Here is a 17,323-nt window from a genome sequence, read left to right as displayed (position 1 = left end):
CTCACTATTCATGCAATAGTCTAATATGGGATATTGCTTTTTCTTAATTTCAAAAAAATGTTTTGAAGTTGGGGCATAAGAAGTAAAATTACCATTACGAAAATTATACCTGCCAGCATCAAATCATAATAATCCCGGGTGGCACGAGAAAGTATCTGGTGACTTACCATTTGGTTAAAATATCCTGTTGATACCGTTTTGGATGTATATATATCATTCCCTGCGTTCATATACTGATTTTGAATGTCCAGTAAAGTAACCGGCAATTGCTGGTTGGTCTCCGTTATGCTTTCCCTAAACTTTTCCCTTACTGCCGATTTTGTAAATAATTGAAGTTCATTGCTAAATGCCAAACTGGTTATAAACCCGGTAAACCTTGCCAATATGCCAACAAGTGAAGCATTTACAGCAATTTTAGGAGGTGCTGATGATGCGGTAAATGAAACAATCGGAACAAATAAAACACCAGTAGCCACACCATAAATAAACATAGGCAGGATGAAGTTGCTTGTTTCACCCTGTACAGATACAAACTGTATCATATAGGCATAATATATGGCCATAATTCCAAAACCAACAATAATAATCCTTATCAGGTTAAACCCAAGCAGTACAAACCTGGAAGTAATAAACATACTTAGAGTGGTTCCTAAAATAACAGCAGCCCATATTGGAATAGTGCTGAGCGGATGATTGCCTAAAATAACCTCAAGATAACCGTAAGCAAGTCCGGTACTTCCTTTGAAAATATAAAATGTGAAAAGAAGTAAAAGGCCAACAACAAAATTTTTTGTTTTGAAAATCTGTAAGTTGATCAATGGCCGCTTAATTTTTAACTCTCTGATGATAAAAAGAAAGAGAATCGCAAGATTACTCAAACTAAGAATAAGTATTAAACGGCTGCCAAACCATCCTAATTGTCTTCCGTATACAAGTACATATCCTGATATTAAAATAAAAGAGACATACAAAAGATAGCCTGCCCAATCCACCTGATATAATGGTATTTTTTTGGTGAATCTTGCTTTGCTGTTCATTGTAAGCAATACAACAGCTGTAAGGATGATGAGTATGATATTGAACCCGTAAAACAGCCAGTTAAAATCAAAGAAATAGAGAATTACACTGGTATAAATGGAATACAGTGGTACGGCAATCTGTATGCTTCCGTAAAGAAGGCTGTAAGCGATCACACGGGCCCGAACAGACTGTAATCTTGGAAAAATGAGCTGCAACACTATACCCGACATCAGTGCACAGGTAATCCCCTGCAAGAACTGGCAAATAACAAACAATGTCCAGTCTTTGGAATGAAAACAAATAACGGAACATATGGCATTGATAGCGAGCGCTATGAGTAAATACCTTCTTACTTCAAAATACTTCACAATACGGAAATCCAATGCTAAGAAAGCTACTGTTGAGCCGTACATAACCACCATACCATATTGTACATCGGCAGGTTGTATGCCATAAAATCCCATTGCTGCTGCCGGGCTGCTATAAAAGGCAAAACTGAACAGACAGGTCATCAGAATGATAAATATTACAGCTCTTGCCATCCACTCCGTTACCCATGGTTTGGAAATTTCTATTTTACGTGCCTGCATTATTACTCTTTTAAAACATAAACATTTGCATTCATTCCTGCAGAAAGCTTTTCTAACCTTTCGGGTGTATCTGTGAGTTTAATTTTAACAGGAATACGCTGAATGATTTTAACAAAATTACCGGTGGCATTATCGGGAGGAAGCAATGAATAACGGGAACCAGTGGTTGGAGAAAGCGATTCAATTACACCATTAAATTTTTTATCCGGGAAAGCATCAACTTCTATGGATACTGATTGTCCGATTCTAAATTTTTCAATTTGTGTTTCTTTAAAATTGGCCATCACCCATTTTTCTTCAGCTCTATTGACTAAAAATGCCAATGTCTGGCCTGGTTGTATCAATTGACCTTCCTGAATGCTTTTTTTACCAATTTGTCCGTCAAATGGTGCCGTAATAACAGTATATCTTATATCCAGTTCCTGTCTCTGAAGAAGAGCTTCTTTTATTTTTATTTCTGCCTCTATCGCATTACGCTGCACTCTCAAATCATTTAATTTGGATTCTGCCACCTGCAAAGAAGCTTTAGCCTGGTCATAATCAGCTTGTGTGATAGACAATGATGTACTGATGTTATCGAATTTTTGTTGTGTGGTAGATTCATCGGCCAACAGATTTTTATAACGGTCAAATTCTTTTTGCTGCTGGTTCAGTCTTGCTTTTACCCCTGCCAACTGTGCTTTTATAACTTCAATACTTTTAATCTGTGTTTCTTCGTTTGAGGCCAGAATAGGTATTTTTGCATGTGAGCTCATCAATTCTGCTGATGCGGCATTTCTTTTAAGTCCATACTCGTCATATTCAATAACCACAAGTGTATCTCCTTTTTTAACCTTCTGATTATCTTTATAATAAATTTTATGGATATACCCGCCAACTTTTGCATTTACTGGTGACAGGTATGCATCAACCTGAGCGTCATTGGTATATTCATATTGATATCCTTTCAGGAAAAATACAGCTCCCCAAATGATTATCCCGATAAATAATGTTATTCCCAGCCATTGGGTTAGCCTTACTATAATTTTATCTGTTTTATTTTTGTTCATAATTTTGTATTAAAGAATTCCTACAATGGTTAATAATCTGATGTGTGTAAGCTTTACGTTTGCCTGTGCTGCTGTTACATTAAATTTAGCTTCCAGTAAAGCATTTTCGGCTTCCAGAAGATCAGTCAGGAGAGATTCCTGATTGAGATAACTGCTCCTGATAACCCGGACAGCTTCAGATGTTTTTTTAATATTTCCCATGGCAGTTTTTACGTTTTCCAAAGCCTGTTGTTCCTGCAAATAAGCTTCTTTTACCTGGAGTGATATTTCATCTTTTTTTATGCCGGCTTTTTCTTTTGCCTGGATATTGATAATGTGAGCACGGGCGACAGAGTGTTTGCTTTTGTATAAATTATCAAGAGAAAACTGTACTTTAACTCCTGTTTGCCCAAATCCCCATAAATTATTTGAATAAGGATAAAAGGAAATCTGCGGATAGGTATAATTGTAATTTGAAAACAGTGAAACTTTAGGCAATAACACAGCCTTAACCTGTCTGATATTGAGTTCGCTCCATTGGATATCGCTATTCACCATCTTATAATCCGGTGATTGATTGAGAGCCATATCTATATAATCACTGTAACCGATATTTGTGAAGGTATCTGACTCTACAGGCTCCTTATAATAAATAATCACCTCAGCATCATTTTCATGTCCTATCAGAATATTGATACGCTGTTTGGCAATTTCAATCTTCTTTTTAATATCAGAAAGATTCAGTTCTAATTGTGACAATTTTACTGAAGTCCTCAGCACATCGCTCTTTAGTAAGATACCGTTTCTGTGCAGACTTTCTATGACTGTTAACTGTTTCTTTTCTGTTTCAATTTCTGCGTCCAGAAGATCATAAAAATGCAAAAACTTATATAAATCGAAATAAGCAGCCGCAACACTGTATTTCACATTGTACTTTTGCAGATCAAATTCATATTTTTTCCGCGACTCTTCTTCCTTTTTCATTAGAATGTCTCTCCGGTCTTTACCTCCGTTAAAAAGGTTAAAATTTAAGTTGTATCCTACTCCGTAACCATAGCCTTTTACAGGCACATCCTGTGGGGATGAGAACAGGCCATTGTCATAAATAAGAAATTTAGAATTGAGCCTTACCTCTCCGCCTACCGAAAGCTCGGGAAGCCAATGATCCTTTGCTTCAAGTACTTCCAGTTTGCTTTGCTGAAGATTTAAATCTGACAGTTTTAACTGACGATTATTCGCTTCGGTAATTTTCCATATTTCTTCCAGACTTAATGGCCGGGCATTTTCTGTCTTCTGGGCATTAAGAGATTGTGCCAACAGCAGCAACAGTATGCTAAGAATTGAGATGGTTCTAAATTGTTTCATCGGCTTTCCTTATAGTTGCGTTGCACTTTTCTTTTTAGCAGCTAACCAATTCTTAACAATCTTCATCAATTCTTCCAGGGCAAAGGTTAAATCTATCATTGGCATAAAAGGGCTTGAATAAGTACAAGCCAGTCTGTAGATATTCACTGCATCCGTTTCTCCTGCTGAACGCTGTAATTGATTATCACAATGTTCATCTTTTATTTCAGTCTCTGTATGAGAACTTACTGTGTATTGTTTCATAATACTATGTTGTTATTTACAGAGCAAAATTATCCAACATGTAAAATCATCTTTTTATATAATTAGCCTAATATTTGTTATATTTGGCCAGATGGAAATTCTTAACCAATTAATCAATATTATTGATCAAAATCCTGATTCGATCCTGGTGATGCGGCAGCAGACTGAACAGCGTTTTCCTTCTCATCAGCATGATAAGGCTCAATTGCTGTTGGTTTATGGCGGAATTGCCTATTTGCAGACAAACGAAAAGGATTTCTATATTCCGTCTAATCATTATATATGGATTCCTAAAAATTACTCTCATAATCTGATGTTTAATACACAGGATCTGTATATTATCAATATCTATTTTCCGGGAGAAGAAACGGATGGTTTTTATGATGAATTAGGAATTTATCCGGTGAGTAAACTGTTATCAGAAATGCTTTCTTTCAGTGAGAAATGGCAAGGAGATTATGAAAAGGGGTCGTGGGAGTTTGAGTTTTTATCAACGCTTAAGAAGTTACTAGCAAAAGAAAATCTTAAAAAATTTCAAATTCAGCTTCCCACAACAGAAGATCAGCGGCTTAATGCTATTACCGGCTATCTTAGAAATAGGTTAAATGAAAGCCTTACATTAGAAGACGTTGCAAAGTTATCTGGGATGAGTGTGAGAAGCTTAACAAGATTGTTTCAAACAAAACTGCATATCACTTTTATTCAGTATTTAAAAATGTTGAGAGTTATCCGGGCTATGGAGCTTATAAAGGATACCGATTTGAGTATGACGGAAATAGCTTATGAAATTGGTTATTCAAATATCTCTGCATTCAGCAATAATTTCCAGCAATTAACTCATATGAGGCCTACAGATTTTAAGACAATATCAAAAGCCTAGACCTCAATACAAGTTACATATTTGACTACTTTGCTTTACTCACGTCGGTAAGAGCATTGAGAAAGGCAATAATCTGATTCATTTCTGTTTGGGTAAGGTTTAATTTATCCGCGGACAATGTCTGATTTTTCATTTTTAATCCCAGGCCTTCTCCTCCTCCTTCATTATAGAAATCAAGCACTTCTTCCAACGTATTAAAAGCCCCATTATGAAAATAAGGTTTTGTAAGGGCAATATTTCTCACGGTAACGGTTTTGAATGAATAATCATAGATCCATGACTTTTCTTTTTTTACCGGACTGTTCCCTCTTCCTACATCCTGATCCAGTTCTACAGGAAGGTGTTTTATTGGTTTTGTGGTTACTCCAAGAACTTCAGACTCATTCTCATTAAATAATGGCGGTACTAGTCCTGAAAAATGAGGCGCAAAATGACAGGTTGCACAATTGGCTTTTCCCATAAACAGATTGAATCCTTTTTTTACATCCTCAGAAACATTCTTTTCATTTCTCATAAAACGGTCGAAATCACTGTCAAAAGAATATAAAGAGGCAACATAAGAGCTTAATGCCTTTGAAAAATTTTCTTTGCTAATCTTCCCATCTTTAAAAGCAGTACGGAATGCCTTTTTATATTCAGTCTTGGTTTTTAACTTCTGAATAATACTTTCATAGCTTGTATTAAATTCATCTTCATTATAAATCACATGTTCAGCCTGCTGTTCCAGATAGAAGGCACGAAGGTCATAGAAAAACCTTTTTGCAAAAACTGCATTATATAAAGAAGGTGAATTTCTCAGCACCGTTTTCCCTTCCACATTACTTGGGGATTTGGCTTTAAGATCTGTAAAGGCATTTTCCTGAAGGTGGCAGGTAGCACAACTCATTTTTCCGTTACCACTTAGGTTCTGATCATAGAAAATGGCTTTCCCAAGATTACGAAGATCCGTATTATCCTCTGAAGACTTTAGCAAAGTATAAAAATAAGGGTCTAAAAAATCACTGCTGAAAAGATTTTTATTGCTGACATTCCAGCCTGAGAACTCTTTCAAATCATCAGGTCTCCCATCCCATCTTCCTAATTCTTCATACAGGGGCTGAATATATTTTTTATAGAACTTAATTCTGTCAAAGGTTTCAAAATCTTTGTTCTTTGAAAGATAGCTTACAGCTTCTGTTAAGGTATTGTCTGCTTTTTCAATAGTATAGTTTTTAAAATAAGGATCATCATTAATGTATTTCTGTATTCCCAAAAGGGCATGGCTGGTTTCTTCGGAGATATTCAGGGAACCGGGCGTATCAAAACCTGTTACTCCAAGGGAATATATTCTGATCAATTCTATACGCAAAGGCAATGTTTTATTGTTCCCTTTACTCATCCCGTTTTTCATGGCACTCAGGTAGAAGCCTGAATAACTGTTATATAAAAAATCAGTAATGGTTTTAATCTTTTCTTTTTCATCCACCGCTTCTTCAGAAAATATCAGTTCGTCCAATACCTGCAATCCTTCTGGTGGAAGTGTATAGGCTGATGTTCCTGCTGCTTCAATATGAAATATGGGAGCAGCATTCAAATGTGTTTTAGTAAATTCCGGATAATGGTAGGCAATATAGAATTCAATTTCCTTAAATGAATTTCTTGTACTTTTTAGTGATGCCTGCAATTCTTTAACGGAAATACGGTCTTCAGAGAACTTACGGACATCTGATTTGAGCTGCTCAAGCTTATCCTTAAAATCAGACAATCCTTTATTAATAAATGTATTCTCACTTTTTTTTCCTTGATAAACAGGATTAAAAGACATTACTGAAAACCCTGTCAAAAGGATCATAATAAGCAGTGGATAAGCTCTCATTAATTTTTAACGACAAAGCTATTCATCTGATATTATCTTAATTTTAATAGCAGATTAAATAATGATTATATTTCTGATACAATATTTTTTACTAATTTTAAACCCCGAAATCAGATTCATTATTCTTTAAGGAACGGTTTATTCTAAATTACCGGTAAAATAATGGCGAGAGGTTATTGGGAGAGGATTTTTTTATTTAAATTCAACACATCAAAACTAAAATAGGATTATGAAAACAAAACTATTGTTTGCTGTTGCAGCAAGTTGCCTTTCGCTTACTGCATTTTCACAAAAGAAAAAGCAAGCGGATAAACCGGCGAAGCAACAGGAAATGGCTGTATATGCTGAAAAAAAAGGAAATGATTATTATCTGGTTCGTTTGGAACAGGATAAGCCTGTACCCAATGTTTATGTCTATTCTAATGGAGTAACCAAACCTTATAAAAGCTATACAGAACTTAAAGATGTGGTTATGGAATTTCCAGGGATGATGTCTTCTAATAATTCAACCAAAGAAGAGCTGGTTTCTGTTCTCAATAAAGACAATCATTTTTATGAGATCACTTCACAAAGGAAAGACCCCAATAATATTGAAAAATCTGTTATTACCGTCTATGAAGTGATGGGCGGACAAAAAAGGATTGTTGAAGAATATGATTCTATTTACCAACTTATGGCTTCACCTTATAAAGAGGCAATTTTCATTGATTAAAAACAAAAAAATATAAATTATGCTAAACAAACTTGCTGCTTCAGAACTTATTCTGAATGAAGACGGAAGTGTATACCACCTGAATCTTTTACCTGAAGATATTGCTGATAAAATCATCCTTGTGGGTGACCCGGACAGAGTAGCAAAGGTTTCAAAATATTTTGACACCGTAGAAATCAAAAAAAATAAAAGAGAATTTTATACCCATACAGGTACCCTGCGTGGTGAGAGAATTACTGTAATGTCTACCGGTATCGGAACTGAGAACATCGATATCGTAATGAATGAACTGGATGCCCTTGTTAATATTGATCTTAAAAACAAGGAATTTAAAACTGAGCACAAAGCTCTTGAGTTATTCCGTATGGGAACTTGTGGAAGTGTAAATCCAGATGTACAGGTTGACAATATGCTGGTTACTCAAAACGTAGTAGGATTAGATGGTTTAATGCACTTCTACCAGGATTATAGTTTCGAAAATGAGTTTTCTAAAAGTTTTCTGGAAAGATTCCCTTACGAAAAAATCAAACCGATGCTTTACTTCTCAGATTGGGCAGAAGAAATGGGTGAATATTATAAAGACGCCAAATACCACGGAAATACGGCTACTTTCCCAGGCTTCTATGCTCCACAGGGAAGACAGCTTCGTCTAAAGGCAGTAGATGATAAGTTCCTTGAAACATTAAATGACCTAGGTGTTACCAATTTTGAAATGGAAACATCTGCCATCTATGCATTTTCAAAATTATTAGGCCACAAAGCAATTACCGTTAACAACGTAGTGGCCAACAGAAGACGTGGAGAATTCTCTACAGACCACCATAATTCTGAGAAGAATCTTATTGAATGGGTATTGGATAGAATTATCAAATAATATTTTGTAGACATATAAATAAAAGCCTCTGGGAAAACTTCGGAGGCTTTTTTATGGTTTTGGCTGAAGCCAATGTATTTTTTGATTTTTTGAATGGGCTAAAGCGCACTCCTATTGAATTTGACAAGATCTTAATGCTCTTTAGTTCAAATTAAATCTCATGGAATTTTCTTGGATCAGGATATTCAAACACATATCCTAATTCTGAAACCAATTTCGAAGATAGAACAACCTTTCCTTTTACTTCTGTTACCTCTTCCCCATTCTCATTATTTTCCTGAGCATCAATAACCTGAAACTTAGCCGGATGAAGTGGAGCTGTTACATTATATAAGGCCGCTTTTGTTCCGTTTTCGATCATCTTTGAGAGAATACCGGCAATATCTTTATAATGTATATGATTAACTGCAAAGTCCAGGTTAGCTACATTATAATTTTTAAGAAGCCTGTTATCTCCCATCAATCCGCCAAGCCTCAGTATATTCACCTGTGGGTATTTGTTTTTTACCATTCGTTCTCCTGAAACTTTTTCAACCGGAACATCCTCTTCATGAAACTCTTTCGGCATATCCGGATACACACCTGTAGAGCTCATTAAAAACATCTGTCCTTTAAAATCACCAATAAAAGCAGATAAGTTCTGGATTCTATTGTATAGAGAGCTTATACAACAGCTTTTTTCTGATATTGGAATGGTAACAATCAGAACATCAAGACTTTCCAGAGCTTCCCATTTAGGATATGCTTCACTAAGCTGATAATCCGGAAAATTAACTCCCTGGACATATACGCCTTTAGCACTAAGCTCTTCTGCTTTTTCAACCGTTGTGGTGGTTGCGTATATTTCATATCTGTTTGACAAGGATGCTGCAATTCTGGACCCCAGCCATCCATATCCTATAATACCTATTTTATTCATATTCCAGAGGAGAATTGTGTTGATAATATTTCGTCCAGACCGGACATCAGTTGTTTCTTTTTTTCTTCATCAAGATGAAAACAGCCCTGAACTGCTTCAGGAATATGCTCAGCTTTATCTTTTAATGCCTTCCCTTCTTCTGTAAGGCTGATGAGTACTACCCTTTCATCTTCTAGACTTCGGGTTCGGCTGAGAAGTCTGTTTTTTTCCATCCGTTTCAATAAGGGAGAGAGTGTTCCGTTATCCAGATGAAGATGCTCACCTATCTTTCCGATATTCATTTCACCATTTTCCCACAGTACGAGCATCACCAAATATTGGGGATATGTTAATGAAATTTCATCAAGATAAGGTTTATATAAGCCTGTAATATATCTTGAAACAGCATAGGTCTTAAAACACAGGTGTTCTGAAATGAGAATCATTTTTACGCTTTAAAAGAACAAAAATACTTAATTTATTTTGTGCGCAATATTTTTGTTTAAAATATTATTTACCCATCAAAACCTAACTATTAAATTCTGCTTATCAATAAAAAAGACCTCCATTACCGGAGGTCCTTAACACCATATCAACTATAATAAAACTTATTATAAAATTTAAAATTCATTAATCATTACATACAAATGACTTGAGTATAGACTAGCAGCGCTTCCTGAAATATTGGTAAGGTTAATTATAATACTTGAAGTGGAAGTCATTCTTGGATTAGAAATAGAGAATGTTGAATTTCCAGCAAAGTCCCCGGCTGGCGATACTACAACAACAGCTCTTGTAGAACCCGGCTGAAATCCTGACGGAACCGCAATCTCCATGGTAGCTGATCTTCCCGGAGGCAGATTGTTGATAGAAACTCCAGGCCAAGCTTCAAAGCTGATCTGGTTTTTCTGTATGCTTCCTTTTTCTCCGAATTTAAACTGTCCGTTCACATCTAATCTTGCAGAAGTATTTGGAGCCCCCGTGCCAATGCCTACATTCGCATTATTATTCCCCAGCACTATAGCATTGGCCTGTGAGGTAGTTGCTCCATATCCTATTGCAGTAGAAAATTGCCCCAAAGCATTTGCTTCTGAGCCTACTGCTGTAGAGTTTTCTTTATTGGTAACAGCATTATAGCCTAAAGCTGTTTCACTGTTTGTATTTGTTTGGGCATTATATCCTATTGCTATAGATTGGAAACCTCCTGCTGAAGCGTTATTTCCAATCGCTGTAGATTCATTTTTGCTGGTTTGCGCGTTATATCCAATTGCTATTGATTTAAAAGCGCCTGCTGTTGACTTATTTCCTATTGCCAATCCATCATTTGCAGAAACGGCTGCCGCACTACCGATAGAGATCCCCTGAAATGCAGAACTCGAGCTTCCAATGGCAATTCCGTTCTGACCGGCATTAGCTCCCAAACCAAAACTTACCGAATTATCTACTCCTAACCTTCCCGCTGTAGCAGCATTTACTTTAAAGATCAGATCATCCATTGTTTTTGTTCCTAATGACAGAGCTGTATTGGCAGCACTATAGGTTCCGGTATTATCTCCTGTTGTGTTCCAGGCTGTTCCAGAATCCGCTTTACCGGTGGTATTGGAAGAGGTGGAAAGCCTGTACCATTTGGATGCAAACCAATAATAAAACCCAGCCTCAGCTAATCCTGCTTTTCCATTGTTCCAGACAATAAGCCCATCTGCCGGAGAAGGTACGGTAACCGCATCTGTATCTGAAGTCAGTGCAATACTTGGAAGAAGTACTCCTTTATTTTTAGCATTTACATGAAGCATTGCTGAAGCATCCGGATTTGGAGTACCAATTCCAACCTGAGCAAATGTAAAAACAGCAAACAGTAAAAAGAGAAGGCTAAATCTTAGTTGATAATTTCTTTGCATCACCATGTTTTTTGAGGGTGCAAATATACAAATTTTTCAATAAATACATAATTTTATTAAAAATATAATAATTAAAACACACTCATGTGATTAAAAGAAAAACTACTCACACAAAATTGAAAAATACCTAACTAACAAGGAGTTAAATTATCTTTATTCAGTAGCACTTAATAAATAAAATCACTACATCGTTCAGAACCAGCAAGTAAAAAATCAATAAAAAACATCACTTAAATTTGAATAAAACTCAATACATCATTTTCTAATGAAGCAAGTTTCAATATGGTCGTTTACCATACCTGTAGCCTGCATATGTGCATATATAACCGTTGAACCCACGAATTTAAATCCTCTTTTCTTCAGATCCTTTGAAATTTTATCAGAAATTTCCGTAGTGGCAGGTACTTCTGATAAAGCTTTCGGTTTATTATCAATAGGTCTGCCGTCAATAAAACCCCAGATATATTTTGAAAAACTTCCAAACTCTTCCTGAACCTCCAGAAATTTCCGGGCGTTGGTTACTGCAGCACATATTTTAAGCTTATTCCTGATAATCCCGGAATTATTCATTAACTCTTCTATTTTTTGATCAGAATAAACAGCAACCTTATTGTAGTCGAAATAATCAAAAGCTTTTCTGAAGTTTTCTCTTTTAGAAAGAATGGTATACCAGCTTAAACCTGCCTGAAAGCTCTCCAGAATAAGAAATTCAAAGATGGTCTCATCGTCATAAACAGGTCTTCCCCACTCTTCATCATGATATTTTCTGTAGAGGTCATCTTTTTCACACCAGCCGCAGCGTATTTTTTCCATAATTACTACATTTTAATAGTAAAGGTAAGATTGATTTGGAAAAGTATAACAAAAGATTATGAAAAGTTTAACAAAGGTGCCTGATTTTAGGAATGGTTATTGTTTGTTCAATACTACCAAACCAAATTTATAGTATTATGAACAATTCAGATTACAACAAAGCGGAAAATGCGGTAAACAATGTAGAGAATTCTTTACAGAATGCAACGGATAAAGCCAAATGGAAAATCAATGAATTGGCAGACAGAGCCAAGGATTATATTAATGAAAAGAGGAATAATGATGAAGAAGCCAAACATGAAGACTGGCTAGACAGGGTAAAAGCTAATGTATCCGATGCATGGGAAGACATTAAGGATAAAGCAGATGAGGCTTGGGAAAAAACTAAAGATGCAGCAGAAGATGTGAAGGCGGAATGGAACAAGAAAACCAATTAAAATTTCAGTCATATAAATATTTTCAAGAAAATGGGGTCTTATAATTGATAAGGCTCCATTTTTATTATGTCATAACCACAATTATTGCTACATTTGTATTTCAATAAACATTAAAAAATTATGTCATACGGTTTACTTAAAGGCAAAAAGGGAATTATATTTGGAGCCCTTAATGAACAATCTATCGCATGGAAAGTTGCTGAGAGATGTCATGAGGAAGGTGCAGAATTCATCTTATCTAACGCTCCTATCGCTTTAAGAATGGGAGAACTTAATGGTTTAGCCGAAAAAACAGGTTCTGAAGTTATAGGTGCAGATGCTACTTCTATTGAAGATCTTGAAAAGCTTTTTGATGCTGCTGTTGCAAAATTTGGTAAAATCGACTTTATCCTTCATTCCATCGGAATGTCTATCAATGTAAGAAAAGGAAAACACTATACAGAAATGAACTACGATTGGTTAGAAAAAGGCTGGGATATTTCAGCGGTTTCTTTCCATAAAGTAATGCGTGTGGCTTGGGAAAAAGACTGTATGAATGAGTGGGGAAGCATCCTGGCGCTTACTTATATTGCTGCTCAGAGAACATTCCCGGATTACAATGATATGTCTGATAATAAAGCTTATCTTGAGAGTATCGCAAGAACTTTCGGAAATTATTGGGGTGAAAGAAAAGTACGCGTAAATACAGTTTCCCAATCTCCTACAATGACTACTGCAGGTAGTGGTGTAAAAGGTTTCGGAGGATTCCTTGGGTATGCTGAAGATATGTCTCCACTAGGAAATGCTACAGCTCTTGAATGTGCAGACTATTGTGTTACTCTATTCTCTGATCTTACTAAAAAAGTAACGATGCAGAATCTTTTCCACGACGGAGGTTTCAGCAGTTCGGGAGTTACACAGAAAGTGATCAGTAAATATGATGCTGAGAACTAATTTATTGTCAAAGCACTAGTTTTACAATATATAAACCCATGAATTTCTTTCATGGGTTTCTTTTTTACTACAATTCTATTATTTTTAATCATTACCGGCAAATTCACCTTCCACATATCCGCCATTAACATAACGTGATGTATCATTGATGTGCCATGCATATACCCCGGCAACCATCACACCCAAATCCTGTACATAATTATACACCATATTCTGCCATTGATTGAAACAAGGCAAGTGTTCCTGCAATATTAAAAACTCCTTCAAAAAATCGTCATGCACCTCAAGAGCCATCATATAAGCATCGTGCAGGGACAATTTATTTTCCTGCTGCAGTACTTTTACAATATTCATGGTATCACCGTCCCTATGCAGTTCTTTGGGTAATGAAATAATATCATTATGAATACCAATCATTAATGAACAAAGGGTATAAAGCCGTTTTATATGGGGATGATCGAAAATTTCATCCGGTAACAAACGATATTCTTTTTGTAATGCTACATAATTACAATAAGGCTGAACCCCACTGGTGGCTTCCCGGATCAGTAAGTACACAGGTAAAGGAGGGATTTCGTTTTTCCTATAATATACTTTTTCATCCGAATATCCCATAAATACCTCCCGTATTGATTTTACAAACCTATTGTAGAGATGAGTTGGTATCTTACAGGCAATGGCATCCTGCCTCAATACCCAATACAGATGGAAAATACCGTTCTCTGCCGGTTCTTGGGGATCGTTTCCGTTAAGAAGTTCAATGATACGATTCGTTATCTGATGCATTTCATCACGTGAACAACGATCAAAGTAATCATCCATCATCGCTCCGTTGGCTGTATAATTTGCCAAAGGTCTGAGTTCTGTAATTGTTTCAAGAAAAGGACAACCTCTCGCTGCAATATCTGTTAAATGATGTTTTTTATGTTTTTCCCGGGCTTCTTTGCTGTGAAAGGCATATTCTGTATCAATCCAATTGTAATATTCTTCTCTTTGCTGCTGCATAGCGGGATGAGCAAAATCGGGAAAAGGATACTGAGGTTTGGGAAGCTGCCGTAAACCGGCATAAAATTCCTCGTTGGTCATTGGCGTGTTCATGGTTTTTATTTTTCATATTAAAACTAGAATAAAATTAATAAAAAATCAAAAAATATAGAACAATATTCTTTTTATTCTTCCAACAAAGAAATACATCACAAAAAAACAAAGCACTAATAAACTGACAGTTAAAAACAATTCACACATTAAAATGTAATATACAGAACCGGAATAGCACTTACATATTAAATTTCAATTTATTCAACAATATAGATTATAGCAAGATAATGTATAAATTGCATATTATAATTGCTTCTTTAGTTATTGGATAGAGCTTTACATAAAAATTTAAGCAGATATATTTTATCGGCGAAGCAATAATTTTAAAAAATCAAATCGGCGGCCTCAAAGAGGCCGCCGATCTCACTTAAACTAATAATAATATGATGTTATAAAATTACGGTTTGTATAGAATGCGCAGGTGCGTTAAGCTTTGCAGCCATCCCTTCAATCCAGAGATTAGCCTCAATATCGTTATCCGAATCGTTCATGATTACGGTTACCAGCTGGCCGTTTTCATTCATAAACGCTGAAGATGTTAAAGCTGCCCTGTTGGAAGAAGAGCCTATTCTCTGTGCGTTTGGCTTGATGTATTTTGAGACATGGCCAATGTAATAGTATTCATAAGTATAAAACACCTCTCCTGTTTTGGTATCTGCAATAATAGGTGCAAAACAGAAATTACCTTTATGGTTGGGGCCTCCGGTTTCATCCAACAAAATATTCCAGTCTGTCCATAAAGCATTTCCTTTATTAAAATCATTCAGCATATTCTTACCGTACAGCTCTCCAAGGCTTACATCATAAATTCGGTCCATAGCAAACTGTTCTTTGCAGCCTTCGGTAAACGCAAGGAATTTATCCGGGAAAGCCCTGTGAGTTTCTGCCAGGTTATCAAACAGCTGGGTTTTGTTATTCCAGGTTTCATACCAGTGATAGCCGATTCCGTGGGCATATTTTGAAGTTTCAGGATCGCTGAGTGTAGTGGTTGCTCTTTGATAGATGAGGTCTCTGTTGTGGTCCCATATCATTACTTTTTTATTCTTATACCCATTTTTCCAAAGAGTTGGGCCTAGATTCTTTTTCAGGAACTCTCCTTCTTCTTCGGCTGTATAGATGCAGGATTCCCAGGACTGTGTAGCCATAGGCTCATTCTGAACGGTTAAGCCCCAGACATTAATTCCTCTTTTTTCATATTCTCTGATAAATTTAATATAATAATCTGCCCAGGTCTGATAATATTGGTTCTCCAATCTTCCGCCTTTGTATAGACTTTTATTAGACTTCATCCAGGCTGGCGGACTCCACGGGGAAAAATAAAAGGTGAAGCTATTCCCAATAGCCTTTTGGGCTTCTTTAATCAATGGAATCTTATATTTTTCATCATGGGCAACATTGAAGGTTTTCAACGAAGTATCATTATCTTCTACATAGGTATAAGAATCGCTGGAAAAGTCACAGGAATTCATATTGGTACGAACCACTGTATATCCCAGCCCGTTCTTTCCGAAGTAAGCCTCCAGAATTTCCTTCTGCTTATTCTTTGGCATTTTATAGAATGTCTCTGCGGATGCATCTGTAATAGCACCGCCAATTCCTATCAGTTTTTGATATTTAAAATTGGGAGCTACAAAAATACAGGCTTCTGTTTCTTTTGGCTGTCCGAACTGTTCAAATTTTACAGAGCCTTTGTCTGCCATTCTTTCATTCCCTTTGGAATGCGTTAAAATTACCTTAGCTGTTTTCCCTTCATGTTTTTTCCAATAATTCTGGGCACTGACATTGACTGCAATACCGATTACAAAACAACTTACGATTAGTTTTCTCATGATTTTTTCTTTTTGAACCCTCTTTGGTTCTCTTTTTCATTATTTATTCTGATAGACCCTTACATAGTCTATATAATACTTCTGTGGAAAAATACGGTCATCAATACCTTCTTTTCCACCCCAAAAGCCGCCTACTGCCAAATTTAATATGATAAAATAAGGCTGATCAAACGGCCAAGCTTCTTTAGTTTTTTCTGTGTTTTCGTAGGTGAAAAACTTCTTATCATCAATATAGACGTCAATCTTTTCCGGTGTCCAGTCTGCTTTATACACATGAAACTTTTCACTTACATCTTTTACCATCAAAGTATCCGTTTTCTGTGTTCCCTGGATATGGTTGTATTTTTTGGTATGCACTGAAGCGTGAATATAGCCCTGGTTAAACCCTACGTGTTCCATGATATCAAGTTCACCATCATCCGGCCATTTCTTCATATTTTCGCTCATCATCCAGATAGCCGACCATGTGCCTCTGCCTTTTGGAAGTTTGGCCCGTACTTCTACCGTTCCATATTGAAATGAGAATTTCCCTTTGGTTAAAAGTCTTGCAGACGTATATTTATTTTGTTCCCAATCTTCTTTTCTGACTTCAATGATGAGATTTCCATTTTCCATTCGGGCATTTTCCAGCCTGTTTTGGGTGTAATACTGAGCTTCTTCATTTCCAAATCCGCTCCCGCCTACATCATAATTCCATTTTGAGGCATCCGGATGCCCTTTCCCATTAAATTCATCATTCCAGATGAGCTGCCTGCCGGAATCAGTCTTGGCTGAGATACAATTTGTTACCGTTATAGCGGCTATTGTAACTGCGCAAAGCTGAATGATGTTTTTGAATTTCAATTTCATA

The 17,323-nt window shown here is 36.2% G+C and carries 17 protein-coding genes; 5 read left to right on the top strand and 12 right to left on the bottom strand.

What is annotated here, in order from left to right:
• Nucleotides 1–20: 20 nt before the first annotated feature.
• The 4 genes from EG339_RS16455 to EG339_RS16440 are packed head-to-tail and all read right to left on the bottom strand — an operon-like array spanning nucleotide 21 to nucleotide 4,246.
• On the bottom strand, nucleotides 21–1,610 hold the full coding sequence (locus tag EG339_RS16455; protein WP_123871038.1) for an MFS transporter: 1,590 nt from the start codon (nucleotides 1,608–1,610) through the stop codon (nucleotides 21–23).
• Between the two features lie 2 nt (nucleotides 1,611–1,612).
• The gene (locus EG339_RS16450; protein ID WP_123871037.1) at nucleotides 1,613–2,659 is read right to left on the bottom strand and encodes an HlyD family secretion protein; all 1,047 of its coding nucleotides are present in this window, start codon (nucleotides 2,657–2,659) and stop codon (nucleotides 1,613–1,615) included.
• A 9-nt stretch (nucleotides 2,660–2,668) separates the two neighbouring features.
• Nucleotides 2,669–4,003, bottom strand: coding sequence for a TolC family protein (locus EG339_RS16445; RefSeq protein WP_123871036.1), 1,335 nt, complete (start codon nucleotides 4,001–4,003; stop codon nucleotides 2,669–2,671).
• A gap of 9 nt (nucleotides 4,004–4,012) precedes the next feature.
• On the bottom strand, nucleotides 4,013–4,246 hold the full coding sequence (locus EG339_RS16440; RefSeq protein ID WP_123871035.1) for a hypothetical protein: 234 nt from the start codon (nucleotides 4,244–4,246) through the stop codon (nucleotides 4,013–4,015).
• A gap of 91 nt (nucleotides 4,247–4,337) precedes the next feature.
• On the opposite strand from EG339_RS16440, the gene EG339_RS16435 reads away from it, so the two are divergent.
• Nucleotides 4,338–5,126: an AraC family transcriptional regulator gene (locus EG339_RS16435; RefSeq protein WP_123871034.1), complete on the top strand. Its 789-nt coding sequence runs from the start codon at nucleotides 4,338–4,340 to the stop codon at nucleotides 5,124–5,126.
• A 25-nt stretch (nucleotides 5,127–5,151) separates the two neighbouring features.
• Here the strand turns inward: EG339_RS16435 and EG339_RS16430 are convergent, their stop codons facing one another.
• A complete protein-coding gene (locus EG339_RS16430; protein ID WP_123871033.1) occupies nucleotides 5,152–6,981 on the bottom strand; it encodes a cytochrome-c peroxidase in 1,830 nt (609 codons plus the stop codon).
• A gap of 229 nt (nucleotides 6,982–7,210) precedes the next feature.
• Here EG339_RS16430 and EG339_RS16425 point away from each other — a divergent pair, with 229 nt between their 5' ends.
• Both EG339_RS16425 and EG339_RS16420 read left to right on the top strand, forming a co-directional pair.
• A complete protein-coding gene (locus EG339_RS16425; protein WP_123871032.1) occupies nucleotides 7,211–7,693 on the top strand; it encodes a hypothetical protein in 483 nt (160 codons plus the stop codon).
• Nucleotides 7,694–7,712: 19 nt separating this feature from the next.
• Nucleotides 7,713–8,567, top strand: a complete 855-nt coding sequence (locus EG339_RS16420; RefSeq protein ID WP_123871031.1) for a nucleoside phosphorylase — start codon at nucleotides 7,713–7,715, stop codon at nucleotides 8,565–8,567.
• Between the two features lie 151 nt (nucleotides 8,568–8,718).
• Here EG339_RS16420 and EG339_RS16415 read toward each other — a convergent pair whose 3' ends face one another.
• From EG339_RS16415 to EG339_RS16400, 4 genes are all read right to left on the bottom strand, one after another.
• Nucleotides 8,719–9,486: a Rossmann-fold NAD(P)-binding domain-containing protein gene (locus tag EG339_RS16415; protein ID WP_123871030.1), complete on the bottom strand. Its 768-nt coding sequence runs from the start codon at nucleotides 9,484–9,486 to the stop codon at nucleotides 8,719–8,721.
• On the bottom strand, nucleotides 9,483–9,911 hold the full coding sequence (locus EG339_RS16410) for a MarR family winged helix-turn-helix transcriptional regulator (protein ID WP_123871029.1): 429 nt from the start codon (nucleotides 9,909–9,911) through the stop codon (nucleotides 9,483–9,485). The genes EG339_RS16415 and EG339_RS16410 overlap by 4 nt, the downstream gene beginning before the upstream one ends.
• Nucleotides 9,912–10,085: 174 nt before the next feature.
• Nucleotides 10,086–11,363 (bottom strand): hypothetical protein, encoded by a 1,278-nt coding sequence (locus EG339_RS16405; protein ID WP_164466449.1) that lies wholly within the window; start codon nucleotides 11,361–11,363, stop codon nucleotides 10,086–10,088.
• A gap of 255 nt (nucleotides 11,364–11,618) precedes the next feature.
• Nucleotides 11,619–12,176 carry a DNA-3-methyladenine glycosylase I gene (locus tag EG339_RS16400; RefSeq protein ID WP_123871027.1) on the bottom strand — a complete coding sequence of 186 codons (558 nt, stop codon included), beginning with the start codon at nucleotides 12,174–12,176 and terminating at the stop codon, nucleotides 11,619–11,621.
• Nucleotides 12,177–12,313: 137 nt separating this feature from the next.
• On the opposite strand from EG339_RS16400, the gene EG339_RS16395 reads away from it, so the two are divergent.
• Both EG339_RS16395 and EG339_RS16390 read left to right on the top strand, forming a co-directional pair.
• Complete coding sequence (locus tag EG339_RS16395; RefSeq protein ID WP_123871026.1) at nucleotides 12,314–12,613, top strand: DUF883 domain-containing protein; 300 nt, start codon at nucleotides 12,314–12,316, stop codon at nucleotides 12,611–12,613.
• Between the two features lie 120 nt (nucleotides 12,614–12,733).
• The gene (locus tag EG339_RS16390) at nucleotides 12,734–13,546 is read left to right on the top strand and encodes an enoyl-ACP reductase FabI (RefSeq protein ID WP_027375239.1); all 813 of its coding nucleotides are present in this window, start codon (nucleotides 12,734–12,736) and stop codon (nucleotides 13,544–13,546) included.
• Between the two features lie 84 nt (nucleotides 13,547–13,630).
• Here the strand turns inward: EG339_RS16390 and EG339_RS16385 are convergent, their stop codons facing one another.
• The 3 genes from EG339_RS16385 to EG339_RS16375 form a co-directional block, all read right to left on the bottom strand.
• The gene (locus EG339_RS16385) at nucleotides 13,631–14,644 is read right to left on the bottom strand and encodes a terpene synthase family protein (RefSeq protein ID WP_123871025.1); all 1,014 of its coding nucleotides are present in this window, start codon (nucleotides 14,642–14,644) and stop codon (nucleotides 13,631–13,633) included.
• Between the two features lie 389 nt (nucleotides 14,645–15,033).
• Entirely contained in the window at nucleotides 15,034–16,473 is a 1,440-nt protein-coding gene (locus EG339_RS16380) for a glycoside hydrolase family 30 protein (RefSeq protein WP_123871024.1), read from the bottom strand.
• Nucleotides 16,474–16,512: 39 nt separating this feature from the next.
• A complete protein-coding gene (locus tag EG339_RS16375; RefSeq protein ID WP_123871023.1) occupies nucleotides 16,513–17,322 on the bottom strand; it encodes a glycoside hydrolase family 16 protein in 810 nt (269 codons plus the stop codon).
• Between the last annotated feature and the right edge of the window lies 1 nt (nucleotide 17,323).

This window comes from Chryseobacterium bernardetii (assembly GCF_003815975.1).
GTDB lineage: Bacteria > Bacteroidota > Bacteroidia > Flavobacteriales > Weeksellaceae > Chryseobacterium > Chryseobacterium bernardetii.
The sequence above is the reverse complement of the archived record's forward strand: the minus strand, read 5'-3'. Positions and strand labels throughout refer to the sequence as shown.